Annotated in this window: 21 protein-coding genes; 7 read left to right on the top strand and 14 right to left on the bottom strand. The window is 56.8% G+C overall.

Features of this window, described 5'->3' with window-relative positions:
* Positions 1–67: 67 nt before the first annotated feature.
* Complete coding sequence (locus PEL8287_RS06550) at positions 68–1,696, top strand: MBL fold metallo-hydrolase (protein ID WP_085891585.1); 1,629 nt, start codon at positions 68–70, stop codon at positions 1,694–1,696.
* 68 nt (positions 1,697–1,764) lie between these two features.
* Here the strand turns inward: PEL8287_RS06550 and PEL8287_RS06545 are convergent, their stop codons facing one another.
* From PEL8287_RS06545 to PEL8287_RS06515, 7 genes are all read right to left on the bottom strand, one after another.
* Positions 1,765–2,910 carry an iron-containing alcohol dehydrogenase gene (locus PEL8287_RS06545; RefSeq protein ID WP_085891584.1) on the bottom strand — a complete coding sequence of 382 codons (1,146 nt, stop codon included), beginning with the start codon at positions 2,908–2,910 and terminating at the stop codon, positions 1,765–1,767.
* Positions 2,907–4,289 (bottom strand): aldehyde dehydrogenase family protein, encoded by a 1,383-nt coding sequence (locus PEL8287_RS06540; RefSeq protein WP_085891583.1) that lies wholly within the window; start codon positions 4,287–4,289, stop codon positions 2,907–2,909. Before PEL8287_RS06540 ends, PEL8287_RS06545 begins: the two co-directional genes overlap by 4 nt.
* Positions 4,290–4,353: 64 nt before the next feature.
* A complete protein-coding gene (locus PEL8287_RS06535) occupies positions 4,354–5,709 on the bottom strand; it encodes a glutamine synthetase family protein (RefSeq protein ID WP_085891582.1) in 1,356 nt (451 codons plus the stop codon).
* A 106-nt stretch (positions 5,710–5,815) separates the two neighbouring features.
* Entirely contained in the window at positions 5,816–6,853 is a 1,038-nt protein-coding gene (locus PEL8287_RS06530; RefSeq protein WP_085891581.1) for a TRAP transporter substrate-binding protein, read from the bottom strand.
* Positions 6,854–6,913: 60 nt separating this feature from the next.
* On the bottom strand, positions 6,914–8,419 hold the full coding sequence (locus PEL8287_RS06525) for a TRAP transporter large permease (RefSeq protein ID WP_085891580.1): 1,506 nt from the start codon (positions 8,417–8,419) through the stop codon (positions 6,914–6,916).
* Positions 8,409–8,927: a TRAP transporter small permease subunit gene (locus PEL8287_RS06520; RefSeq protein WP_085891579.1), complete on the bottom strand. Its 519-nt coding sequence runs from the start codon at positions 8,925–8,927 to the stop codon at positions 8,409–8,411. The genes PEL8287_RS06525 and PEL8287_RS06520 overlap by 11 nt, the downstream gene beginning before the upstream one ends.
* Positions 8,924–9,700 carry an N-formylglutamate amidohydrolase gene (locus tag PEL8287_RS06515; RefSeq protein WP_085891578.1) on the bottom strand — a complete coding sequence of 259 codons (777 nt, stop codon included), beginning with the start codon at positions 9,698–9,700 and terminating at the stop codon, positions 8,924–8,926. The genes PEL8287_RS06520 and PEL8287_RS06515 overlap by 4 nt, the downstream gene beginning before the upstream one ends.
* Positions 9,701–9,817: 117 nt before the next feature.
* Here PEL8287_RS06515 and PEL8287_RS06510 point away from each other — a divergent pair, with 117 nt between their 5' ends.
* Positions 9,818–10,678 carry a MurR/RpiR family transcriptional regulator gene (locus PEL8287_RS06510; RefSeq protein WP_085891943.1) on the top strand — a complete coding sequence of 287 codons (861 nt, stop codon included), beginning with the start codon at positions 9,818–9,820 and terminating at the stop codon, positions 10,676–10,678.
* Between the two features lie 121 nt (positions 10,679–10,799).
* Here PEL8287_RS06510 and PEL8287_RS06505 read toward each other — a convergent pair whose 3' ends face one another.
* From PEL8287_RS06505 to PEL8287_RS06480, 6 genes are all read right to left on the bottom strand, one after another.
* Positions 10,800–11,108: a 4a-hydroxytetrahydrobiopterin dehydratase gene (locus tag PEL8287_RS06505; RefSeq protein WP_085891577.1), complete on the bottom strand. Its 309-nt coding sequence runs from the start codon at positions 11,106–11,108 to the stop codon at positions 10,800–10,802.
* On the bottom strand, positions 11,105–12,292 hold the full coding sequence (locus PEL8287_RS06500; protein ID WP_085891576.1) for a GNAT family N-acetyltransferase: 1,188 nt from the start codon (positions 12,290–12,292) through the stop codon (positions 11,105–11,107). Before PEL8287_RS06500 ends, PEL8287_RS06505 begins: the two co-directional genes overlap by 4 nt.
* 46 nt (positions 12,293–12,338) lie before the next feature.
* Positions 12,339–13,106, bottom strand: a complete 768-nt coding sequence (locus tag PEL8287_RS06495; RefSeq protein ID WP_085891575.1) for a glycerophosphodiester phosphodiesterase family protein — start codon at positions 13,104–13,106, stop codon at positions 12,339–12,341.
* Positions 13,103–13,564 (bottom strand): RidA family protein, encoded by a 462-nt coding sequence (locus PEL8287_RS06490; RefSeq protein WP_085891942.1) that lies wholly within the window; start codon positions 13,562–13,564, stop codon positions 13,103–13,105. Before PEL8287_RS06490 ends, PEL8287_RS06495 begins: the two co-directional genes overlap by 4 nt.
* A 95-nt stretch (positions 13,565–13,659) precedes the next feature.
* Positions 13,660–14,964 carry an HlyD family type I secretion periplasmic adaptor subunit gene (locus tag PEL8287_RS06485; RefSeq protein WP_085891574.1) on the bottom strand — a complete coding sequence of 435 codons (1,305 nt, stop codon included), beginning with the start codon at positions 14,962–14,964 and terminating at the stop codon, positions 13,660–13,662.
* Positions 14,961–16,694, bottom strand: coding sequence for a type I secretion system permease/ATPase (locus PEL8287_RS06480; RefSeq protein WP_085891573.1), 1,734 nt, complete (start codon positions 16,692–16,694; stop codon positions 14,961–14,963). Before PEL8287_RS06480 ends, PEL8287_RS06485 begins: the two co-directional genes overlap by 4 nt.
* A 147-nt stretch (positions 16,695–16,841) precedes the next feature.
* Here PEL8287_RS06480 and PEL8287_RS06475 point away from each other — a divergent pair, with 147 nt between their 5' ends.
* Positions 16,842–17,654: an MlaA family lipoprotein gene (locus PEL8287_RS06475; RefSeq protein ID WP_306372181.1), complete on the top strand. Its 813-nt coding sequence runs from the start codon at positions 16,842–16,844 to the stop codon at positions 17,652–17,654.
* Positions 17,644–18,249 carry an MlaC/ttg2D family ABC transporter substrate-binding protein gene (locus PEL8287_RS06470; RefSeq protein WP_085891572.1) on the top strand — a complete coding sequence of 202 codons (606 nt, stop codon included), beginning with the start codon at positions 17,644–17,646 and terminating at the stop codon, positions 18,247–18,249. Before PEL8287_RS06475 ends, PEL8287_RS06470 begins: the two co-directional genes overlap by 11 nt.
* A 129-nt stretch (positions 18,250–18,378) precedes the next feature.
* On the opposite strand, the gene PEL8287_RS06465 is transcribed toward PEL8287_RS06470, so the two are convergent.
* The gene (locus PEL8287_RS06465; protein WP_085891571.1) at positions 18,379–20,499 is read right to left on the bottom strand and encodes a transglycosylase domain-containing protein; all 2,121 of its coding nucleotides are present in this window, start codon (positions 20,497–20,499) and stop codon (positions 18,379–18,381) included.
* A 127-nt stretch (positions 20,500–20,626) separates the two neighbouring features.
* Here PEL8287_RS06465 and PEL8287_RS06460 point away from each other — a divergent pair, with 127 nt between their 5' ends.
* The 3 genes from PEL8287_RS06460 to PEL8287_RS06450 are packed head-to-tail and all read left to right on the top strand — an operon-like array spanning position 20,627 to position 23,448.
* The gene (locus PEL8287_RS06460; RefSeq protein ID WP_139837716.1) at positions 20,627–21,283 is read left to right on the top strand and encodes a hypothetical protein; all 657 of its coding nucleotides are present in this window, start codon (positions 20,627–20,629) and stop codon (positions 21,281–21,283) included.
* Positions 21,284–21,296: 13 nt separating this feature from the next.
* The gene (locus PEL8287_RS06455) at positions 21,297–21,782 is read left to right on the top strand and encodes a gluconate 2-dehydrogenase subunit 3 family protein (protein ID WP_085891569.1); all 486 of its coding nucleotides are present in this window, start codon (positions 21,297–21,299) and stop codon (positions 21,780–21,782) included.
* 7 nt (positions 21,783–21,789) lie between these two features.
* The gene (locus PEL8287_RS06450; protein WP_085891568.1) at positions 21,790–23,448 is read left to right on the top strand and encodes a GMC family oxidoreductase; all 1,659 of its coding nucleotides are present in this window, start codon (positions 21,790–21,792) and stop codon (positions 23,446–23,448) included.
* Positions 23,449–23,451: the final 3 nt, after the last annotated feature.

The raw sequence follows: 23,451 nt of genomic DNA, 5'->3' as shown, positions 1-23,451 counted from the left end.
GATTTTCCCGAATCCCGTTTAAGTGGTATCCTCCACAGGCTTATTTCAGCCATTTGGGGTGGATTTGATGACTTTAGTAAACGAGCAGACCTATTACATTGCCAAACCCGATGTCTATCTGCGTGCTGGCCCGGGCAGCGGGGCCAAGGAAAATCACCTGCTTTTGGGCGACTGGCTGCGCTATCTGGGCGACACACACGGCGATTGGGTCAAAGTCCGCTGCCGCGGCGACACCGGCTGGCTGAAAGAGGATCAGGTCACGCCCACGCGTGCCCTTGAAGTGAATTTTGTTGATATCGGTCAGGGGGATGGCTGTCACATCGTGACGCCCGACGATGACATCATCCTGATTGATGCTGGCGAAGACGACAACATGTACCGCTTCCTGTGCTGGCGCTACAACCTGCGCTCGCGCAATGTGGCCCGCGCGCCTGATTTCGACCCGGCCAAGCCAGCGCGCGAGCCCTGGAAGATTGACCATGTGGTTATTTCACACCCCGACGCGGATCACTACTATGGCCTGCGCCACATCTTTGACGATCCAAAGCTGTCCTTCGGCGCAGTCTACCACAACGGTGTGGTTGAGCGCCCCAGTGAAACAGAAGACCCAAATCTGGAATACCCGGATGATCTGGGGGGCTACGCATCAGCGGGCGGGCAAAAATACCTTTGGGATGTGGTACAGGATACCGCGCGCATGCAGGCGTTGAACGATGCGCACCCGACAACGCGCAAATACTATCTTTCAACGATTCGTGCCTGCCTAGAAAACTCACCCGCGGCCACGATAATGGCTCTGGGCACACGGCTGGATGATCTGTCCACCCCCCGTTTCATGCCCTCTTTCGGGCCGGGCAACGGCCTGTCACTGCAAATCCTCGGCCCCCTGCGCGAAGATGTCAGCCACGCTGGCCAGACGCGCGAGGGACTGCGCAAGCTGGGGAATGAGGGCGTCACCAAGAATGGCCATTCGGTAATCCTGCGTCTGGTCCACGGCAAGCTGACCATGATGCTGGGCGGTGATCTGAATACACAGGCGCAGGACTTTCTGTTGCAAAGCTATACCGATGTCCCGGCTCTGGCATCAGACCTGGAAAACCTGATTGACCGGATCGAGGCCAAGGGCAACACCGCCTCCCCGGCCGAGTTACAGGCCCTGCAAAACGCCAAAACCGATATCGCCGACATCATCACGCAGGCCCGCGGGGTGTTTCGATGCGACGTGGCCAAGGCCTGCCATCACGGCAGCCATCATTTTTCGGACACGTTCCTGCAATGCCTCGATGCCACGGCAACGGTAATTTCCAGCGGCGATGCCGAAAGCTATGCGCATCCCCGCCCAGACGCCCTTGGCGCCTTTGGGAAATATGGGCGCGGGCGGCGGCCGCTGATCTTTTCAACCGAACTGGCCCGGTCCACCCGCGAATTCACCCCGGTGATAAAATTTCTGACCACCATTGAGAAATATCTGGCAGACATCGCCGCTGCCAGCAGTGAAGCTGAAAAGAAACGCCTGACTTCAGCGATTGAGGCCCGCAAGGACCGCAACGTCGCGGTTTACGGCATGATCACCCTGCGCGCGCTTGGCGATCAGGTAATCCTTGCCCAAAAACTGGAAGAACCCGCAGGCAGCGGCGCCAAATGGGACATTCACCAGCTGGTCTATAACGACAAGCTGGGTGAATTCCGTTCATAGCCTTCAACATGGCAGAACCGCCCCGCCCTGCCATCTGGCAGCGCTGCGGGGCGGCCTGAAAGTATTGGTCAGATAGCCGCCTTGAACAGATCCGTCAGGTTCTCTTTGGTCAGTTCAATCGGATTGCCGCCGCAACTTGGGTCGATAATCGCCCCGGCCACCAGATCATCCAGCTTGTCCAGACTAACACCCATTTCGCTCAGTTTGCGCGGAATGCCCAAGCTGTCGTTTAACTCCTGCACAAAGCTGCGGAAACCGTCAAAACCGCCGTCAATCCCCAGATAGGCCGCTGCCATGTTGAAACGGTCCGCAATCTTGGGTGCATTCAAATCCAGCACAGCAGGCATGCAAACGGCGTTGGTCGTACCGTGATGGGTGTTGAATACCGCACCGATCGGGTGGCTCATGGCGTGGATGGCACCCAGACCCTTCTGAAAGGCAGTGGCGCCCATGGCGGCGGCACTCATCATCTGTGCGCGCGCCTCGATATCTGTACCGTCTTTGTAGGCACGCGGCAGGTAATCGATCACAAGGCGCATGCCTTCCAGGGCGATACCCTGGCTCATCGGGTGGTAATGCGGGCTGCTGAAGGCCTCGACGCAATGGGCAAAGGCATCAAGCCCGGTGCCCGCGGTGATGAACTTCGGCATGCCTACAGTCAGTTCCGGGTCGCAGATCACAACCGTGGGCAAAACCTTGGGATGAAAAATGATTTTTTTCACATGAGTTTCGGAATTGGTAATGACACTGGCGCGCCCGACCTCCGAGCCGGTCCCGGCCGTTGTCGGCACGGCGACGATGGGCGCGATGGCATCGCTGTCGGCGCGGGTCCACCAGTCTCCGATATCCTCATAGTCCCACACCGGTCGCGTCTGACCGGCCATGAAGGCCACCATCTTGCCCAGATCCAGCCCCGAGCCGCCGCCAAATGCAATCACCCCGTCATGGCCACCGGCCTTATAGGCTGCAACACCGGCATCAAGGTTCTTTTCGTTCGGGTTGGGGTCCACCTCACTGAACATCGCCCGGCCCAGCCCTGCGGCCTCCAGGATATCCAGCGTCGATTGCGTGACCGGCAGGCCCGCCAGCCCCTTATCGGTCACCAGAAGCGGCCGTTTGATCCCCGCCGCCGCGCAGGCGTCGGGCAGTTCCTTGATCCGGCCAGCGCCGAATTTCATTGTGGTCGGGTAAGACCAGTTTCCAACAGGGCTCATGATGTTACCTTTTTCAGATGGTAGGATTTTGGACGTGTAAGGTTGTGATAACCGATGATCGACAGGCCGCCGCCGCGGCCGGTATCCTTGCACCCGGTCCAGCACAGGCCCGGATCAAGATAATCGGCGCGGTTCATGAAAACAGTACCCGTTTCAACGGCATCGCCCACCCGTGCCGCTCGGTCTAAATCGCGCGTCCACAGGCTGGCTGTCAGGCCAAAGTTGCTGTCATTCATCAGCGCAATCGCTTCGGCATCGTCTTTGACCGGCATGATGCCCACCACGGGGCCAAAGCTTTCATCGCGCATCACCCGCATGTCATGGGTCACATTCGTCAGGATCTGCGGTGTCAGATAGGCCGCACCGTCATCTTCGGCAAACCTGTCAATATGCGCCTTGGCGCCATCCGCCAGCGCCTCATTGATTTGCGCGCGAACCTCCGTGGCGAACCGCACATTTGCCATCGGCCCGATTGATGTTTCAGGAGCCATCGGATTGCCCAGTTTGTAGCCGTTCACAATGGCAACAGCCTTGTCCACAAAGGCGTCAAACAGGCTTTCATGCACATAAATCCGCTCGATCCCGCAGCAGCACTGACCCGAGTTGAACATCGCCCCGTCAATCAGGGTGTCCACCGCCGCCTCCAGATCAGCGTCGTCCATGACATAACCGGGGTCCTTGCCGCCCAGTTCCAGCCCGAGGCCGGTAAAAGTTCCCGCCGCCGCACGTTCCATCGCGCGGCCCCCGCCGACCGATCCGGTAAAATTGACAAAATCAAACGCGCGGTTAGCGATCAGATCGGACGTGGTGTCGTGATCAAGGAAAACATTCTGGAACACATCCTCGGGCACGCCCGCCGAATGAAAGGCGCGCGCCATGCGTTCGCCCACAAGCAGCGTCTGCGTGGCATGCTTCAGCACCACCGCATTGCCAGCGATCAGCGCCGGCGCCACAGTGTTGATCGCTGTCATGTAGGGATAGTTCCACGGCGCCACCACAAAGACAACGCCATGGGGTACACGTTTGATATAGCGTTTGAACGTCGCATCCTCGCCCACGGCGATATCGGCCAGCGCATCGCGGGCAATTTTGGCCATGTGGCTGGCGCGCTCATTAAAACCGCCGAATTCACCACCATAGCGGATCGGACGCCCCATCATATGGGCCAGCTCCGGCACGATCTCGTCGTTCATCTCGCCCACAGCGGCAACGCCGGCCATGACCAGATCTATCCTCTCCTGCAAGGGCCTGTCTGCCCACGCCGCCTGCGCCGCACGTGCCTTGCGGGCCACCTCCATCGCGGCATCGCGTGTCAACGCCTGACGCTCGGCAAATACCGATCCGTCAATCGGAGAGATACATTTCAGTGTCTGGGTCATTTCATCCTCATCAGTGTGAAAGCCGGGCTTTCATTTTTCCGCAAATACTCTCGCCGAAGGCATCTCACGCCCGCTCAAACCCGCGTGCCACTTCGTAGTCGGTGACGATGCGGTCAAACTCTTCGATCTCCCATTCCGCCGCGCGGGCATAGTGATCGACCACATCGTCTCCCATTGCCGCACGCAGCATCTTCGAACTGGTCAGCATTTTCCGGGCGTCTCGCAGAGTTTGGGGAATCATACCCGAGTCGCCCTCATAGGCGTCTCCGGAAAACGGCGGATCAAGCGCCAAATTCTCCTCGAGTCCGGCAAGTCCGGCAGCAATCTGCGCGGCCATGGCCAGATATGGGTTCAGATCAGACCCGCCGACGCGGCACTCAACCCGAACCGCTTTGGTGCCGTCCCCGCACAAGCGGAACCCGGCCGTGCGGTTGTCCACCGACCAGATTGTCCGCGTGGGTGCGAACGTACCCTTCTGGAACCTTTTGTAGCTGTTAATATAGGGCGCCAGAAAATAGGTGTAATCGGGGGCGTATTTCAGCAGACCCGCCATATAGGCCTTCATCAGCTCAGACATGCCCAGCGCATCGGTCTCGTCAAAGAACAGCGGCTTGCCGTCCTGCCACAGCGACTGATGCACATGGCTGGACGATCCGACCCTGTCATGATGCCACTTCGGCAAAAACGTCACCGCATGGCCCTGCTGCCAGGCGATCTCTTTCACCGCATGTTTGGCAATCGTATGATAATCGGCGGTATCCAGAGCGGCGGCATATTTGATGTTCAGCTCTTCCTGTCCGGCCTCGGCCTCGCCTTTTGAGTTTTCGATCGGAATACCCGCATTCCACAGGTGATTGCGGATCGGGCGCATCACGTGTTCTTCCTTGGTGGTCTGCAGGATGTGATAGTCTTCGTTATAACCGCTGATCGGCTCAAGATCGCGGAACTTGTCCTTGCGGATCTCGTCAAAGCTTTTCTCGAACAGGAAAAACTCCAGTTCGGTCGCCATCATCGCGTCATATCCCATCGCCGCCAACCGCTTCAGCTGCTTTTTCAGCACCGCGCGGGGCGAATGGGGAATGTCTTTGTGAGTATGATGATCCAGCACATCACACAGCACCATCACCGTACCTTCCAACCACGGCACCGGGCGTAGCGTGGAAAGGTCCGGCTTCATCACGTAATCGCCATAGCCCGATTGCCAACTGGTCGAGGCATAGCCATCGGGCGTCGCCATCTCCAGATCAGTGGCCAGCAGATAGTTGCAGCAATGGGTCTCTTCCCAGGCGCTGCTGACAAAATGGCCGGCATGAAACCGCTTTCCCAGCAGACGGCCCTGCATGTCCACAAGGCAGGCAAGGACAGTGTCGACCTCTCCTGAGGCAATTTGTGACTTTAGCTCTTCAAAACTCAGGCTCATTCTGGCGATCCGTTGTTGTTTGCGGAGGCAAAATTCTTCCAAAGAATTTTGTCAATTTTTTTGCGAAAAAAATTGCCCCCCGACTTCGGCCGGGGGACAACAATACTCAGCCGTTGGTATAGGGCGGTCCGGCCTGGTTGATGACTTCGTTGTATTCGCGGAAAATACCGATGATTTTCTGTTGGATTTCGCCTTCTTCGGCAATCTCATTCCAGAATTCCTTGGCGGCATCTTCCACTTCGGCCCATTCGTTTGCGGGCACGGTCCGAAGCGCCAGCTTGTCGCCTTTTGCCCGCAGCCGCGCCTCACCACCCCAGTACCACTGATTGCGGTAGGTATGGCTTGCCTCGGTTGCGGCCATAACCAACTGCTTGAGGTGATCGGGCAGATCAGCCCAGCGCTGCTGGTTCACGAACCACGACCCGATCCAGGCCCCCGAAATGTTGTTGGTCAGGAAGTGATCTGTCACCTCTGCCCAACCAACGGTGTAATCTTCGGTGATGCCCGACCATGACATGCCGTCCAGTTCGCCAGTTTGCACCGCAACCTCTGCGTCCTCGTAGGGAATGTTTACCGGAACCACACCGAACTTGGCCAGGAAACGGCCGGCGGTGGGGAAGGTGTACAGCTTCAGGCCATCCAGATCGGCAACCGATTTAATTTCCTTTTTGGTGTTGAAGTTACAGGGGTCCTGGCCTGCGGCGGAGATCCAGGTGACACCGACCTTTTCGTACTCCGCCCGCCAGATGTCGGCCAAACCATACTGGTTGAACAACACCGGCACATCCAGGATGTGCTTGGTGGCAAAGGGGAAGTAGCCGCCAAACTGACGCAGCGGCGTGGGCGACGCCATCGAGTCGTCATCCGAATGCACCGCATCAATGGTGCCGCGCTGAAGCGCCTGAAACAACTCGCCGGTGGGCACGATCTGGTCGGCGTAGTACAGCTCGATCTCCATCTCGCCATTGGCAGCGTTGTTGACATAATCGACCATGGGCTTGGTGACATGCTCACCCAGCGCAGCCCCCGCATAGGTCTGAAAGCGCCACTTGATTGGAGCCTGGGCTTTGACGATGGCCGGGCTGGCAAGAACCGCAGCACCGCCAAGGCCAGCGGATGTTAAAAACTTACGTCTTGAAGTCATTTTTATTTCCTCTCTCTGTTTTTGCTCGGGTTGAATTGCCCCTTCGCCGGGGTCTTGTCCTTATTTGTTATATACATATTCTGGCAGCCAAAGGGCGATTTCCGGGAACACCATGATGACCGAAAGCGCAATAACCATAACCAGTACGAAAGGCAGGATCGACGCATAGATGTCTTTCAACGTAATCTCTGGCGGAGCCATCGCGCGCATCAGGAAAAGGTTATAGCCAAAGGGCGGCGTCATATAGGCAATCTGCGTTGTGATCGTATACAGCACCCCGTACCAGATAAGATCAAAGCCCAACGCGCCGACAAGTGGCACATAAAGCGGGGCCACGATCACCAGCATGGCCGTGTCATCCAGAAACGTCCCCATCAAGATGAAACTAAGCTGCATCAGAATAAGGATTACCCAGGGGTTCAGGCCCAGCTTTTCGGTGAACAGGCTTTCGATCGCCTTCACCGCGCCCAGCCCGTCAAACACCGCGCCAAAGGCCAGTGCTGCCAGAATGATCCACATGAACATGCACGAAATGCCCAACGTCTGACGGACCGAAACCTCGAACACTTTGCGCGTCATGCGCCCCTTGAGGAAAGCTGCGACAAAGGCGGTCATCGCCCCGATGGCCGAGCTTTCCACCAGCGAGGTCCAGCCGTTCACAAAGGGGATCATCATGGTGGCAAAAATCGCCAGCGGCAGAACCCCGGCAAACAGCAGCCGGTTTTTCTCGATCAGATAAACGTCATGGGTAAAGACCGGAGTTTTGCGCACCAACAGTGCCAGAATGCCCGCCGCAATCGCCCCAAGGCCGACCTGTTTGAAGTCGAGCACACCGGCAAAAAACAGCACCGGCAAAAGCACCAGCGCCCCCAGCACGATATAATTCAGACGTACCGGCACTTCGGACACGCGATCGTATTCCACCAGGTCCTCGGGCGGCATGACCGGGCCCAGCGACGGATTCATTCGGCAGCGAATAGCGATGTACAGGATGAACATCGCGGCCATCATCAGCCCCGGTAATACGCCCGCCAGCCATAATTGTCCCACCGGCTGACGTGCGATCATTGCATAGAGAACCAGAACAACCGAAGGCGGCACAAGAATACCCAAAGACGATCCGGCCTGGATCACCCCCGTTACCATTCTCTTGTCGTAATTGCGCTTCAGCAGTTCGGGCAACGCGATCGTCGCCCCGATGGCCATGCCCGCCACAGACAGGCCGTTCATCGCCGAAATCAGCACCATCAGACCGATTGTGCCAATCGCCAGCCCACCCCGCAGGCCGCCCATCCAAACATGGAACATCTTGTACAGGTCATCGGCGATTTTCGATTCCGACAGGACATAGCCCATGAAGATAAACATCGGCAGGGTCAGCAGCGGATACCATTTCATCAGCTTGATCGCCGAGGAAAACGCAATGTCATAACCGCCCCTGTCCCCCCACAAAACCAGCGCAGCGATGACCGCGACAAAGCCGATGGCCCCGAAAACCCGCTGCCCGGTCAACAGCAGTGCCATCATCGTGGCAAACATGAAGAGCGCGATCATCTCATACGACATGGTCGATCTCCTCTCCGCGCAGGCGCAGAATGTCTTTGAACAGCTCCGAGCACGCCTGCAGCAGCATCAGCACGATGCCAAAGCACATGATCACCTTGATCGGCCAGAGATAGGGGCGCCAGACTGTCGGACTGCGTTCCCCGCCATATTTGAAAGAATAAGCAGTACTGTCGATTCCACCCCAAAGCAGAACAACCAGATAAAAGATCAAGAACAACACGGTGATCGTATCGACCGCAGCTTTGCGCCGTGTACTCCACCCGCCATAAAGCAAATCCATGCGTACATTCGATCCCATCTGGATCGAATACGGGCCGCCCAGAATATAATAGGCCACCATGGCGAACTGCGCCATTTCAAGGGTCCAGAGAGATGGGTTGAAGAACATCTTGGAAACCGAAGACCAAAGCAGGATCGCCATCATCACAAAGATCCCGTACATGGCGACCCGGCCGATCCGATAGTTGATCTGGTCCACAAAACGGATGAACGTTCGCATTGCCGTCATACCTGAAAACCCTCCAGGCTTTTGCACCGCGCGTCCACTCGGCCAAGCGTTTCCGCAAGGTGCCCGGCCACGCGCTCGGCCTTTTCAGGGGTATCAATCATATCGTTGCGAATTTCGATCATGACACTGTCCAGCCCGCGCGCCTCTGCGTGTTTCGCCAGGGTATAGGTTACACCGTCAGACGCCGCGTAAGGTTCGTTGACGGCGGCGCGCATCACCCCTCGCTTTTTCTCGACAGATACTGCCGAATTGGCTATTTTCCCTTTCGAATGAAACAGATACCCTAGGTCAAGCTCTCTTTTCTTGCCGTTGTAAATCGGCGTGAAACTGTGAATCGTAATCAAAAGAACGGGGGCATTAGCAAAGGGTATCTGCCGGTCCAGAACCCAGCCAATCGTTTCGTGAAAGGGACTGTGAATCGTTTCAAACCGGGCCTGTTTATCAGCGTCGCTCAGATTTCTGTTTCCCGGTATCTCGAAAATCTCGCTTTTTGCAGGAATGCAGTCAGGCGCCTCTAGCGGACGGTTACAATCATAAACCAGCCGTGACACCTGCCCTGCCACCAGCGGTGCGCTCAACCGGGCGCTCAGGCATTTTGAAACATCCAGCGCCCCGATGTCCCAGGCCGCATGGCTTTTTTCCACCCCGGCCGCCAATCCCAGCCCGCTGAATTCCGGCGGAATAAAATCCGAGGCATGTTCACACACCAGCACCACAGGGGCTGTTCCAGCAATGCCGAAAACCGCAGCTGGTGGCCATCCCGCGTTGTGCATGTCCCTTGTCCCCCAATTCATGTTGTGTAATTATCACTACATCACGACATCGGATGTCAAGATTATTTCAGAAACTTTTCCAACATGGAAATGCTTCCTGAATACAACGGTGAAAAAATGGGAAAGAAACCCCTCGTCAAGGACCTGATCAAGGAAAAGCAGGAAGAGCTGACAGCTGCCGAAAGGCGACTCACAGCAACGCTTCTTGATGACTCGCTGATCGCCGGCTTGCAATCGATTACAAAACTTGCCGAAAGCGTCGGCGTGTCCACACCTACCGTCATCCGCCTGGCCCGCAAGCTGGGTTATGATGGGTATCCCGATCTACAGAATGCAATCCGCGAAGAGGTCGCCGCGCGGATGAAAGAGCCCTTGGCAAAGCTTGAAACCGCCAGACTGAGCGGCGGAAAAGACCACATCGTCAGCCGATTTGCGGCAGCGGTATCTCACAATATCAACCGAAGCCTTGACCGCCTTGATCTACAGGAATTTGACAAGGTCGCAGCCGTGCTTTCCGACCTGGACAGAAAACTTTATCTGCTGGGTGGCCGGATCACGCGGTCCAACGCGCATTATTTCTTCAACCATCTGCAAATCATCCGGCCCGGCGTCTCGCTACTGGATTTCTCACCCAGTGTCTGGCCACAATCGCTGCTGGACATGGATGAAAAATCCACGCTGATCGTTTTTGACATCCGCCGGTACGAAAAAGAATTGGAACGCCTTGCAAAACTGGTCGTCAATCAGGGGGCAAACATCGTTCTTTTCACCGATGAGTGGGGATCTCCCATAGAAAAATACGCAGCCTTCTGTTTTCGCAGCATGGTCGAAGTCCCCTCAAGCTGGGACTCCACCCTGGCGATCAACTTTTTGATCGAGGCGCTTGTCGCCGAAATTCAAAGCCGAAGCCGCAGCGCCGAACGCATCGCGGCCCTCGAAGAAATGATCGGTGAATCCCGCATTTTCCGCAGCACCTAAAACGCCCGGCCAAGCTGGGGTGCGCGATATTTGGCATTTCGCATATCAGCCCCGTTTTGCACGCGGCGGTTAAAAAACCTTGGAAATTCCGTACAAAATCCACGTACAAAACGTACAGACCTTACGCGCGCGCCTCGCCTGCCAGCGTGTCCAGTTTGCGCGCCAGTTTGACGTCAAGCGTGCTCAAACCGCCCACGTCATGAGTGGTCAGGGTAACTTCTACCGTTTTGTAGACATTAAACCATTCCGGGTGGTGGTTCCATTTCTCGGCCCATATCGCGGCCCGTGTCATCCAGCCAAACGCATCGGCAAAGTCTTTGAATTTAAATGTCTTTTTTATAGCATCCCGGTTTGAATCCAATTTCCATCCGGTTTTCAGCAACGGTTCAAGCGTTGTTTTGCGGGCGGTATCGCTTAAAAGTTCTGTCACTGGTGGTCCTCCACATTTTCTTTTCGGAACGGGCCAAAACTTGTAAGAATTTCAATATCTTCCGCCACCGCAGCCCGTTCAGCCTCAAGGTAACGCTCAACCGCCTCAGCAAATCCTGCATCACGGATCCAATGCAGCGAATGGGTGCTTACCGGCAGGTAGCCCCGCGCCAGTTTATGTTCTCCCTGCGCGCCAGCCTCCACCCTGTCCAACCCATTCGCAATCGCAAAACCTATTGCATTGTAATAACATAGCTCAAAGTGCAGGCACGGATGATCCTCTATGCAACCCCAGTATCGGCCATATAGCGCCGAACGTCCAATCAGGTTCATTGCCCCCGCAACGGCGCTTCCGTCCCTTTCGGCCAACACAAGCAAGATATCATCGCGCAATACCTCATGCGCAATCTCGAAGAAACGACGTGTCAGATAGGGTGTCCCCCACTTTCGCGCGCCGGTGTCCTGATAGAAGGTCCAAATGGCATCCCAGTGGTGACGTTCAATCTGATCACCCGTTAACACTTTGATTTCACCGCCAAAATCGGCAGCCTTCTGGCGTTCCCGACGGATATTTTTGCGCTTGCGCGAACTCAGGCTGCCCAGGAAATCTTCGAAATCCTCATAGCCCTGATTGACCCAGTGAAACTGCTGGCTGGTCCGGTCCATCAATCCCAGCCGCCGCCCGGCTGACACCTCGTCTTGGGTGCAGAAGGTCACGTGCAACGAGGACAGGCCATTCTGGTCCGCCACCTGCACCGCCCCTTGTATCAACGCCGCCTGTCCGATCACTTCAAATCCGGGCCGCACTAGCAACCGCCGCCCTGTAACTGGCGTAAAAGGCACGGAAATTTGCAGTTTCGGATAGTACCGCCCACCGGCCCGGTCATAGGCATTGGCCCAGCTGTGATCAAAAATATATTCGCCCTGACTATGAGATTTCGCATAAAGCGGCGCGCAGCCGATCATCTGGCCATCCAGCTCGGCCGTCATGTATTGCGGTTCCCACCCGGTGCCCGCCCCAACCGAACCACTATCCTCAAGTGCTTTGAGAAAGCGATGGGTTGTAAAAGGATCTTCGGGGCGTCCGCCATCCACTGCCTCGGGACAGGCACAGGCATCCCAATCGGCCGCGTCAATCCGCGCCAGATTGTCATGCAAGCTGATCATCACCTGATTGTCCGCCATGGCCCCGCTTGTCCTTTTGTCCAATCTGTGGCCACTTCAGCCGTAATCAAGACGGGATTTCAGCCAGATACCCCTCAAACGTGATATTATGTGCCACCTTGCGCGCTTCGGTCTCTTGCTCACGTGACCTGATTGTCCAGCACAGGATCGTGGCACCGCGCGCTTTGAGTTCGGCGACACGCGGATTGTCCAGATCACTTTTGTCATGACTGATAAAACTGGCTCCAACCCGGTCGAAGTCGGGGATATTTCGCAACCGCCTGCGCACCTCGGGTTTGAGCAACCGCCAATGCTCTGCCGGGTAGGCTTCGGTTACGATGCCCCGGGGCAGGTCAGGTACGAGGCCGGCCAGAGACATGACAGAATTTGGGTTAAAAGACATCAACCCAACCGGGCCAGAGTACCCGGCAAGATCAGCGGCAACCGCCTTTTCCAACCGCTCATCGGTCACGCCCATCTGCCCGTGCTGATCTTTCAGTTCAATCAACAAAGGCACACGCCCTGCGACCAGTTCAAGCACTTGCGCGAAAGTCGGAATCCCTTCGTCTCCACCAGTCAGAAGAATGCGCCCCAACTCGGCAGCATCGCGCTGCTGAATAGCACCTTTTTCCCCTGTCAGGCGATCAAGGCTATAGTCGTGAAAGACCATGGCCCGCCCGTCGCGGGACAATTGCAGGTCTATTTCAATGCCATAGCCCGCATCCATCGCTGCGCGGATCGCCGCGCAAGAGTTTTCGGGCCGACCTTCATCCACATCGTGAAGCGCCCGATGAGCCAGCGGAACACGCCGGAAAACAGCCGGAAGTGCGCTCATTTGATCTGGAAAACACCTTCTATTTCGACCGCAACGCCAAACGGCAAAGAGGCGGCCGATACAGCAGCCCGCGCGTGTTTCCCCGCATCCCCCAAAGCATCGCCGATGAAGTCCGAGGCGCCGTTGATTACTTGGGGTTGTTCAAGAAAATCCGGAGTCGAATTGACGAAACCACCAAGTTTCACCACGCGCACAAGCCGGTCCAGATCGCCACCGCAGGCGGCTTTGACTTGCGCCAACAAGTTGATCGCGCAGACTTTTGCAGCCTCTGCACCAGCGGCAGTATCCATGTCATCGCCCAGCTTGCCAATGATCAGTCCGCTGTCATCTTTCGAAATCTGGCCCGAAACATAAACCATATCGCCGACGACGACGTAGGGCACATAGTTGGCCGCTGGCGCCGGGGCCTCGGGCAGGGTGACACCCATGGCTGCAAGTTTTTGTTCGAATTTCCCCATGATCATTCCTCCGGGATTCTGATTTTTGCCAGACGCTAGCCGTTGGTCCACAAGAAGGAAATCAAAAACTCGGGCCGCGCACGACCAAGTTATGGTTACTCACGGAATGCCTTGGCAAAGTAATCGCTGAACGGCTTGACCAGATAAGCAATTGGCGTGCGGTCCTCGGTGCGGATAAACGCCTCGACCGGCATACCGGGGATCAGAACGGTGCCTTCAGGCAGACGGGTCTGTTCGCCTTCGCTGAGCGCTATTTCAGCGCGGTAGTAGGATTGCTGCGTTCCCTCATCCTGAAATGCATCCGCTGATATCTGCGTCACATGGCCGAACAGTTCCGGCGTCCGCCGCTGATCCAGCGCCGAAAAGCGCAGGGTCACCTCTTGCCCCATGTGCAGTTTGTCGATGTGAATGGTTTCGACCTGAGCATTGATGATCAGAGGCCGGTCCTGCGGGACAATGAACAAGACCGGATCGGCGGGGCGCAGAACTGAGCGCGGCGCAAAAACCTGCAACCCATAGACCAGCCCGGACACCGGCGCAGTGATGTCCAGCCTGTCCAGTTGTTCGATCAGCGCGCGCCGTTCTTCACGCAGTTCGAGTTCGCGATACTGCAGGTCCCTCAGATTTGAGATGGCTTCTTCGCGACGGGCTGATCCCAGCTTGAGGATTTCGATATCGATTTCGGTGATCCGCCCGCCCGCTTGCGCCTCCTGCGCCTTGAGATCCCCCATATCGCCGTTCAGGCGGGCCGCTTCGCGCTGCAGGGATAGCACCCGTGTGGCCTGGGCCAGCCCCTGCGCCAACAAAGCCTGCTGATCTGTCAGCTCTTTTGCAATCAGTTCAAGCTGGCGTTCCAGAGAAACCTGCTGCGCCTGTATCCCTTCAATTTGATTGGTGATCTGGCTACGGCGTTTCTGAAGCTGGTCAATCTCATTGTTGGTTGATTCCAGTCGGGCGACTAAAAGCCGCTCCTGCCCTGCAATCAAACCGGCAGCGTCCGGGTTCTTTCGCGCCATCTCAAGTAGCAATTCATCAAAGCTTGCGGTATCGGCTCCGTCACGCTCGGCCTCAAGCCGGCCACGCCGTGCCATTAGCTCTATCAACTGGCTTTCCGTAATCGCCAGTTGCGATTTCAACTGTGTGGGATCCAGCCGCAAAAGCACCTGACCAACTTCAACTTGCTCGCCCTCATCCACCTCGATCGACGCAACAACGCCGCCATCAGGGTGCTGAACCACCTGGCGGTTCTGATCAACCTCGATACGACCACTGGCAATGATGGCACCTGAAATATTTGTCACACTGGCCCAGGTGCCAAAGCCACCCAGCAACAGGACCAGACCAAGAAGGCCAATTGTCATCGGCTTGCGCGCCGACCAGACACCGCCAGAAGTTGTCATTGGACCCCTCCCAATCCTGGTGCGTTTGCAATTTGCGAATGGTTATGCACCACTTCACGCAGCACTTTTTCCTTGGGGCCAAACGCCCGAACAACACCGTTCTCAAGCACCAGCAACAAATCGCATTCCTTGATCGCAGCGGGCCGGTGCGCCATAATCAGGATCGATTTTCCTTCGGCCTTCAGGCTGCGTATCGCATTGTTCACGGCCTCACTGCCTTCGTTGTCGAGGTTCGAATTAGGTTCATCCAGAACCAGCAGAACCGGATCGCCATACATCGCCCGCGCCAGGCCGATGCGTTGCATCTGCCCGCCTGAAAGGCGCCCCCCACCTGCGGTGACGCGCGTGTCATAGCCATCGGGAAGTTTCAGAATCATCTCATGCGCGTCCGCCTTGCGGGCCGCCGCGACAACCTTTTCGGCATCCGGATGTCCAGAAAGGCGCGCGATGTTTTCCGCGATTGTGCCATCAAAAAGCTGCACCCGCTGCGGCAGGTACCCAATATGTTGGCCAAGAACCTCGGGGGCATATTGCTCAAGCGAGGCCCCATCCAGCCTGATCTTGCCCCCCGCAGGGCGCCAAACACCCGTCAGCGCCCGCGCCAGGGTAGACTTGCCCGCCCCTGAGGGTCCAATCACACCGACGGCCTGGCCGGGCTGCAGGGTAAATGTGGCTGTTTTCAGTGCGGCCTGCTGTTCGCCCGGCGGGATAACGGTCACCTGTTGCACTTCCAGCAGGGCGCGTGGAACTGGCAGCTCTGTGCGCGAAACCTCGGGGGGAACGGAACCAAGTAACTCGGCCAGGCTGGTCCAGCCCTTTGACGCGCGCTGAACCAGCGGCCACTGCCCGATTACCTGCTCAATCGGTGCAAGTGCCCGCCCCAGCAGAATCGAACCAGCAATCATCGCGCCTGGCGTCATCTTATTCTGAAGCACCAGATAAGCTCCGACACCCAGCATGGCAGACTGCAGAAACAGCCGGAAAGCTTTGGTGGTCGATGTGAACGTCCCCCCCAAATCCGCCGATAAAATCTGTTCTTTAAGCGACCGGTCCCGTGCGATCTGCCAGCGTTCAAATGCAGCGCGGCGCATCCCCATGGCCTGCACCATCTCGGACTCTGTTCGTATCTGGTTCGAAATGGCCTCGGACTGAACTGTGGCGCGGTTTGCGTTGGCCACAGGGCCGCGTGTGACATACTGGTTGATGAACGTCACCGAAATCAAAACAAGACCACCAACCAACGCCAGAACGCCCAGCCAGGGGTGGAATATCCAAATGCCAGCCAGGAAGAACGGGGTCCAGGGGATATCGAACATCGCCGTCAGGACAGGTGAGGTCATCAAGCGCTGCACCGATTCCAGATCGCGCAGCCCGGTCGCAGTCTGCTCATCAGGACTGACCGCCGATTTACGAATGACAGCATCAAAGACACGCTGATCAAGACGCGATTGAAAACGCGCGCCGACGCGCCCCATGATCCTTCCGCGCGCATAATCCAGCAGCGCCATGATTCCGTAAAGAAAGGCAACCAACACAGACAAGGCAATCAGCGTCTCGACCGACCGGCTGCCCAGCACGCGGTCATAGACCTGCAGCATGTAAAGCGGACCAGTCAGCATCAGAAGATTGGCAAAAAAGCTGAAGCTGCCTACAAACCAGTAAAGCTTGCGGCTTTCACGCCGTGCCGTACGCAATTCCTCGTGCCCGACCGCAATCATTGTCTTGTTCATGTAAGTTCCTGCACCGGTCACGTCTGGTTTCGCTGGCTTGATACTTCGCCGCTTCCTGCAATACAGTGAATGTCACCATTCTGCCACAGCAATGTGATGACATTATGCTCGTGCTGGGCACAAGGCTCTGATAGTTTAAGTACCTGATTGACACATCTAAAAGTGGTTAGACTCTTGCTCCGATATTTATACGATTGCTTCACTCGTCAGTTCAAACTTCTCATCAGCCTTATAGGCATGATGTTGCTTGTGGCCTGCGCGCGGCCAGATGCATCCCATCCGCCAGATCATCCGTTTGACCCTTACGAACGTCAGAACCGAAAAGTCCACGCATTCAACCTGGGTGTGGACCGAGCGCTGATCCGGCCTGCCAGCAAGGGTTATAGCAACTTTCTGCCGGATGATATTGAAACTGCAATTGGCCGGTTTGCCTTTAACCTGGCGATTCCCAGTGACGTGGTAAACAATGTTCTTCAGGGCAATATGAAGGGCGCAATACAAGACACCTTCCGCTTTGCTGTGAACACAACCGTTGGTCTTGGCGGCTTCTTCGATCCCGCAACTGAAATGGGGCTGCCACAACCCACAGATACGGATTTTGGTGAAACGCTGTATGTCTGGGGGGCGCGTGAAGGCGCCTATGTAGAACTGCCACTGCTGGGCCCGGGCACAGAACGCGATACCTGGGGCAAAGCGGTAGATCTGTTCACCAACCCGCTGACGTACGTACTTGAATCACCCGAAAACTTATACGGGACAGCAGCTTCAGTGTCGTCCGGTCTTAGCAACCGCGGGCGCTATTCTGATACAATTGATTCGATCCTTTATGAGAGCGCCGACAGTTACGCTCAGTCACGTTCAATTTACCTTCAAAACCGCCGCTTCGAACTGGGCAAGGGCGTGGATGATACCTATTTAGATCCTTACAGCGACCCTTATGAGGACCCCTATGATGAATGATTTTTCACGCCGTGGCTTTCTAATCTCAACAATCGCCACAGTGTCAGTTACGGCGCTGCCCAACGGGGCGTTTGCCCTGACGGATGCCAAGGCCAGAACCCTGGTTGACCAAGTGGTGGCCGATATCAACAAGGTTATCTCATCGGGCAAATCGCTCTCAGCGATGATTTCCGACTTTGAGCGTATTTTCACCCGCTACGCCGATGTAAATATCATTGCCCGGTCCACCCTGGGGGCCGATGCCCGCCGTATCAGCAAAAGCCAGATGCAGGCCTTTACCAAGGCATTCCGGGGTTATATCGCCCGTAAATATGGCAAGCGTTTCAACGAGTTCGTCGGCGGTCGCATCGAAGTGCAATCCGTGCGCAAGGTCAAGTCCTGGCACGAAGTCAAGTCAATGGCGTTCCTGCGTGGCGAAGCGCCTTTCGAGGTAAACTTTCTGGTCTCAGATCGCTCGGGCAAGGATCTGTTCTTTGACATGACGATCGAAGGCATCAGCCTGCGACTGAGCGAACGAACGGAAATCGGGTCGATGCTGGACCGCCGCAAAGGTGATATCGATGCCATGATCGCGGATTTGCGCAAAGCCGGTTAAAGCTCGCAGCGACTTGTCCAGTTGCATTTATGATAGCGGCCCACATAGTGACTAGCTACGTGGGCCGTTTTACTTACCGTAATATACTGAACCGGCCTTAAATCCTTCCGCAACTTGCGTCTGTATCGGCTATCTCCCCAGCAGGCGGTTGAGAAGGTTCTCTATTGAGTTGTCTCTGGGTTTTCGCCGCTGCTGTCTGACGGGCTGTTGCTTGGGCTTGGCGCGGAGCATCGGCAACGGTTTTGCAGGCAGTCCTTCATGAACCCGAACCATCGTTTCTTTCCAGATTTCAGCGGGCAAACCGCCCCCCGTCACACCAGACAATGGTGTGTTGTCGTCATACCCCATCCAGACACCCGCCACATAGTCAGCCGTAAAGCCCAGAAACCAGGCATCCCGAGCTGCCTGGGTTGTACCCGTCTTGCCCGCAGCTTCGCGCCCCGGCAAAGCCGCGCGCGCGCCTGTGCCGCCATTGACCACCCGGCTCATCATATAGATCAACTCTTCTGCGGCAGCGCGTTGAATCACACGTTCGCCGATGCCGCTTGTCGTGGCGATCATCGGGTTATCGTCGCCCAGAAGGCGTAGTTCGACCAAGCCATATGGCGTCACCGAAGAGCCCCCGTTCAGAATGCCAGCATAGGCGCCTGTCATCTCCAGCAGGGTGCTTTCTGACGCCCCAAGCGCCAGTGCAGGCCCCGCTGCCAGATCGCTTTCAATACCAAAATCGCTGGCCACACGACGTACCAGGTCGCGCCCAACGCTTTCGGACACCTTGACCGCCGGCACGTTCAGAGATTGGCGCAACGCTTCAGCCAACGTCACGCGGCCATAATGTTTTCGGGTATAGTTTTCCGGGCACCACCGGCCTGATCCGGGAATATTCAGACAATAGGGTTCGTCCACAATAACTGAATCATAGTGATACCCCATCTCAAGCGCGGTTGCGTAGACAAACGGCTTGAACGCAGATCCGGTCTGGCGCTTGGCCTGCGTCGCCCGGTTGAACGCGCCTGAAACCTTGGTCTTGCGCCCCCCGACCATGCCGCGCACGGCGCCGTCTGCCGACATCACAATGATTGCCGCCTGCGCCTTTGAACCGTCACGCACCTTGTTTTCAAAGATGAATGTCAAAGCGTCCTCTGCAGCCCTCTGGATGCGCTGATCCAGTGTGGACTTGATGATCACATCTTCGGTCGTGTCGCGTGCAAAATAATCAGGCGCGGTTTCCATCACCCAGTCGGCAAAATACCCGCCGGCCTGTGCCTCGGCCGCTGCCGACAATACAGCCGGGTTGGCCAATGCCACCGCAGCATCGGATGCTGACAGATATCCCTGTTCCTGCATCAACTGGACAACCACTGACGCGCGGTTTTGCGAGCGCTCCAGGTTACTGGTTGGCGACAGTGTCGATGGCGCAGTAAGCAGGCCCGCCAACATAGCGCTTTCCGCCACGTTCAGTTGTGCAGCATGTTTGCCGAAATAGCGTTGCGCTGCGGCCTCGGCCCCATAAGCGCCACCGCCCAGATAGGCGCGGTTCAGATAAACCGACAAAATTTCGTCCTTGGTATATTTCACCTCCATGGCCAGCGCATAGATCGCCTCTTTGATCTTGCGACCAAGCGAACCCCGGCGACAATCCGCGATATAAGTGGCCTCGTCCTTCCAAGTGTCCTTGTCGAACTCGACGCCAAGACAAAGCAACTTGGCCGTCTGCTGGGTGATGGTTGACCCGCCGTGGCCCGAAAGCGGCCCCCGCCCTTCACGCAGGTTGATCCTTACTGCGCTGGCAATTCCGATGGGATCGACACCGGGATGCATATAAAAACGCCTGTCCTCGGTGGCCACGACTGCATTCTTCAGATGCCTGCTGACAGTTTCGGCCGTCACGGCGCCACCAAACTGATCGCCACGCCAGGCAAAAACCTCGCCGTCGCGATCCAGTAATGTGACCGACCCGCGCGCGCGGCCGTCCAGCAAATGCGCCACATCCGGCAGGCTGACATAAACATAAGCCACCGCCAAGCCAACGACCACGGCAACCACTGCGGTAACCCGCCAGGTGATCCACCACAACAACCGTAAAATCCACCTCAGGATACCCCGGAAAAACGCCACTATCGGGTTTCGTTTGCGCGCAGGCGCACGCCTTTTGCGCTTGGCCGCAGGCTTGCGCCGCGCCGCCGGCTTTGCCTTGGTGTAGCGTTTGTCAGCCGCCAGTTGCGGCTTTTTTCCACCTGTGCTTTTCATAATTGTCCTGCCCGGACCTGTTTGTTTTCCTGCACTCTATAGCGTCAATGTAACAATGTAGACCCCCGGGATTTAGCCCAGTTCCGTTTTTTTCATCACCTATTCGCCAGCAGGGTATCAAATCACAATGGATATTCGTTCACTTTACAGCCAGACACCTGCTTGCACGCGGTCCCAAAATACATTGCCCTTCTTTTCACAGTCCTGCCAAGGTGATATAATTCCTTCAGTTTTTATTTATGAGGGAAATTTAATGTACTTAAGAAACGTCATTATTGCCACGACGGCAGCCTTTTTTCCGATTTCAGCCGTCGCTGGCAGCATACCGGCTCCGCCACCTTTGCCTGCCCCCACAGCCACAGTAGGCGACAATGATTCAACCGATCTTTTTGTTGGCCTGAACTGGACATTCGGCAAGACAAGCACGCTTGAAGGCGTGATCGGCGTGATGCAGACATCAATTGACAGCAGCGGAGACATTGTTGGCGGACGCCTGTCCCTTCACATGGATCTGCTGGGCCGCGGTAATCCAACCGATATCCGCCTGACCGGGCTGATCGGCAGTGATGATCTGGCGGGCGAGCTGGGCTTGGGTCTGAATTTTGATGGCAGCGGGCCATTTGGCGTAGTTGGCGGTGTCGGGAATTATTGGAACCTCGGCACAACCATTGGATTTGACGGAACATTCGAAGGATATGTCGGTGGGCACAGCTTCGGCGATTTTGACGACAAGCCACGTGCTCCAGTAGCACCGGCTCCTGCTACCATGCCACCTCCGACCTGATAAGGAAAAACTGTTGAAACGATATCTTGCCCCAGACCGCCGCTCGGCGCTTCTGGGGTTTGCTGCGGCCAGTCTTTTGCCGATGTCGGCGCGTCTGGTCGAGGCCCAGACACCTATGGACGATGTCGCGACGCTGGACGCATTTCTTGATGTTCTGCTGCCTGCTGATGCGATGTCCCCCGCTGCTAGCACGCTCAATATCGGGGCTGAAATGCTGGAAATCATTGTCCCGGACAGCCTACCGGGAAAACTGCTCAGCCTTGGGCTAACCTGGCTCGACAGTCTCGACGCCCGGAGGTTTGCAACCCTGCCTGAGGAGACGCAATTCAAAGTCGTCACGTGGATGAGCCAGGCAGATGTCAATGAAATCCCGGGACGTTTCTATCAGGTGATCCGGCTTTTCGCGGTTGAACTTTACTATGCCCGACCCGGGGCGATTACCGGATTCCCGCTGCAGGTTACGCCGCAACCGCAGGGTTATCCGCCCCCCTGGACATAGAGATCGCATGACCAGGCAACGTTTCGACGCCGTTATCATTGGCGCAGGCGCAGGCGGTGCTGCGGCAGCCTGGCGCCTGACCCGCGAAGGGTTGAAAGTACTGATCCTCGAGGCTGGTCCATGGTTTGACCCGGACACTGACTATTCACTGGATCAGCCGGGGTGGGAACGGCGGCCTTTCCCGCACAAACCCAACAGCCGTGGCAAGGTTCTGTACGGCGACCTTGGAAAGCTGAATACAGCCGACGCTGATCTAGCCAGCTGGAACCGTGTTGAGGGCCGTCACGAACCCGGGCCCCTCCGAACGCCCAGCCGATCCGGTTACGCCCATGTACAGGGCGTTGGCGGCAGCACCTTGCACTACGTGGGCGAGGCTCACCGGCTGCACCCCAAAAGCTTCAGCCTGCAAACCGATCACGCAACAGGTGCGGACTGGCCCTTGGGCTATGCAGATCTTGAAGCACACTATCAAACTTGTGAAACACTGATCGGTGCCGCCGGCCCCGAAAGCCAGGGCGCTCGCTGGCGCTCGGCACCTTTTCCGCTGCCCCCTCATCCACTTAGCCCGGCATCAGAGCGCCTTTTGGCGGCGGCGGCACGGTCCGGCATGGGATGGCAGGCCAACTCCCGCGCGGCGCTTTCTGCTGCCTATGATGACCGTCCGGCCTGCAACTATTGTGGCCAGTGCAGCCGTGGTTGCCCCCTGCGGGACAAAGGATCAGTTGATCAGACGTTTTTGCGTCACGCCCTGAAAACCGGCCTTCTGACAATCATTGCAAACGCACCGGTACGCAAAATTCTATCCGGGGCAAGCGGGCGAATTAAGGCGGTCGAGTATCTGTCAGAAAACGGCCCTGTGGTACAAGAGACCCCCATTGCGATCCTGGCCGCCGGCGCGGTGCAGACGCCTCGGCTGCTATTAGCCAATCAGGGCCGGGACATTCCCAGCGGGCTTGCCAACGGCTCAGGACAGGTTGGTCGCAATTTCATGGAAACCCTGACGTGGTCCAGTGCCGCGCTTCTGCCCGGCCTCAAGAACAGCCATATGGGCCTGCCTGCAGACGCAATATGCTGGACTTACAATGCGCCCGACGCCACGGCAGGCGCGATCGGCGGTTGCCGGTTTACCTCTGCCGTCCACGAAGTTGGATTGAACGGCCCGATCGGGTATGCGACGCGGCTGATTCCGGGGTTCGGAACCGATTTCAAACAACAGATGCGCGACCAGTTCGGATCGGCAATTGTGGTTGCGGCCACCGGCGCAGTTCTTCCCGATGAACGCAGCCACATTGCCCTGTCGCCGGATCAGAAGGATGAGAACGGCCTGCCACTGCCTGTCATTCATTCCGTGCTGACGCAGAACAGCATCTCGCTGTTGCATTTCATGGCCAAGACAGCGCGCAGTATGTTGTCGGAAATCGGTGTGACCGAATTTGCCGAAGAAAACAGTTCATGGGATCGGTTTACCGCGACGCATGTTTTTGGCACCGCGCGCATGGGTAATGACAGCGCTGATTCAGTGACCAATCCTTGGGGGCGCACCCATGATCACGCAAACCTCTGGATCGCAGATGCCAGTCTGTTTCCGGCAAGTGGCGGCGGCGAGGCGCCGTCGCTAACCATTCAGGCGCTGGCCCTTCGCGCCGCAGAAAAGATTTTGGAATAGACT

This window comes from Roseovarius litorisediminis (genome assembly GCF_900172295.1).
Taxonomy (GTDB): Bacteria; Pseudomonadota; Alphaproteobacteria; order Rhodobacterales; family Rhodobacteraceae; genus Roseovarius; species Roseovarius litorisediminis.
This window is presented reverse-complemented; position numbering and strand designations above follow the sequence as displayed.

Excerpts from the sequence above, each read along its gene's own strand:
- PEL8287_RS06495 (WP_085891575.1), bottom strand. The coding sequence starts at position 13,106 with ATGAGCGCACTTCCGGCTGTTTTCCGGCGTGTTCCGCTGGCTCATCGG.
- PEL8287_RS06510 (WP_085891943.1), top strand. The coding sequence starts at position 9,818 with ATGGGAAAGAAACCCCTCGTCAAGGACCTGATCAAGGAAAAGCAGGAA.
- PEL8287_RS06535 (WP_085891582.1), bottom strand. The coding sequence starts at position 5,709 with ATGAGCCTGAGTTTTGAAGAGCTAAAGTCACAAATTGCCTCAGGAGAG.
- PEL8287_RS06450 (WP_085891568.1), top strand. The coding sequence starts at position 21,790 with ATGACCAGGCAACGTTTCGACGCCGTTATCATTGGCGCAGGCGCAGGC.
- PEL8287_RS06465 (WP_085891571.1), bottom strand. The coding sequence starts at position 20,499 with ATGAAAAGCACAGGTGGAAAAAAGCCGCAACTGGCGGCTGACAAACGC.
- PEL8287_RS06545 (WP_085891584.1), bottom strand. The coding sequence starts at position 2,910 with ATGAGCCCTGTTGGAAACTGGTCTTACCCGACCACAATGAAATTCGGC.
- PEL8287_RS06520 (WP_085891579.1), bottom strand. The coding sequence starts at position 8,927 with ATGACGGCAATGCGAACGTTCATCCGTTTTGTGGACCAGATCAACTAT.
- PEL8287_RS06530 (WP_085891581.1), bottom strand. The coding sequence starts at position 6,853 with ATGACTTCAAGACGTAAGTTTTTAACATCCGCTGGCCTTGGCGGTGCT.
- PEL8287_RS06515 (WP_085891578.1), bottom strand. The coding sequence starts at position 9,700 with ATGCACAACGCGGGATGGCCACCAGCTGCGGTTTTCGGCATTGCTGGA.
- PEL8287_RS06500 (WP_085891576.1), bottom strand. The coding sequence starts at position 12,292 with ATGGCGGACAATCAGGTGATGATCAGCTTGCATGACAATCTGGCGCGG.
- PEL8287_RS06490 (WP_085891942.1), bottom strand. The coding sequence starts at position 13,564 with ATGGGGAAATTCGAACAAAAACTTGCAGCCATGGGTGTCACCCTGCCC.
- PEL8287_RS06480 (WP_085891573.1), bottom strand. The coding sequence starts at position 16,694 with ATGAACAAGACAATGATTGCGGTCGGGCACGAGGAATTGCGTACGGCA.
- PEL8287_RS06470 (WP_085891572.1), top strand. The coding sequence starts at position 17,644 with ATGATGAATGATTTTTCACGCCGTGGCTTTCTAATCTCAACAATCGCC.
- PEL8287_RS06525 (WP_085891580.1), bottom strand. The coding sequence starts at position 8,419 with ATGTCGTATGAGATGATCGCGCTCTTCATGTTTGCCACGATGATGGCA.
- PEL8287_RS06540 (WP_085891583.1), bottom strand. The coding sequence starts at position 4,289 with ATGACCCAGACACTGAAATGTATCTCTCCGATTGACGGATCGGTATTT.
- PEL8287_RS06460 (WP_139837716.1), top strand. The coding sequence starts at position 20,627 with ATGGATATTCGTTCACTTTACAGCCAGACACCTGCTTGCACGCGGTCC.
- PEL8287_RS06550 (WP_085891585.1), top strand. The coding sequence starts at position 68 with ATGACTTTAGTAAACGAGCAGACCTATTACATTGCCAAACCCGATGTC.
- PEL8287_RS06485 (WP_085891574.1), bottom strand. The coding sequence starts at position 14,964 with ATGACAACTTCTGGCGGTGTCTGGTCGGCGCGCAAGCCGATGACAATT.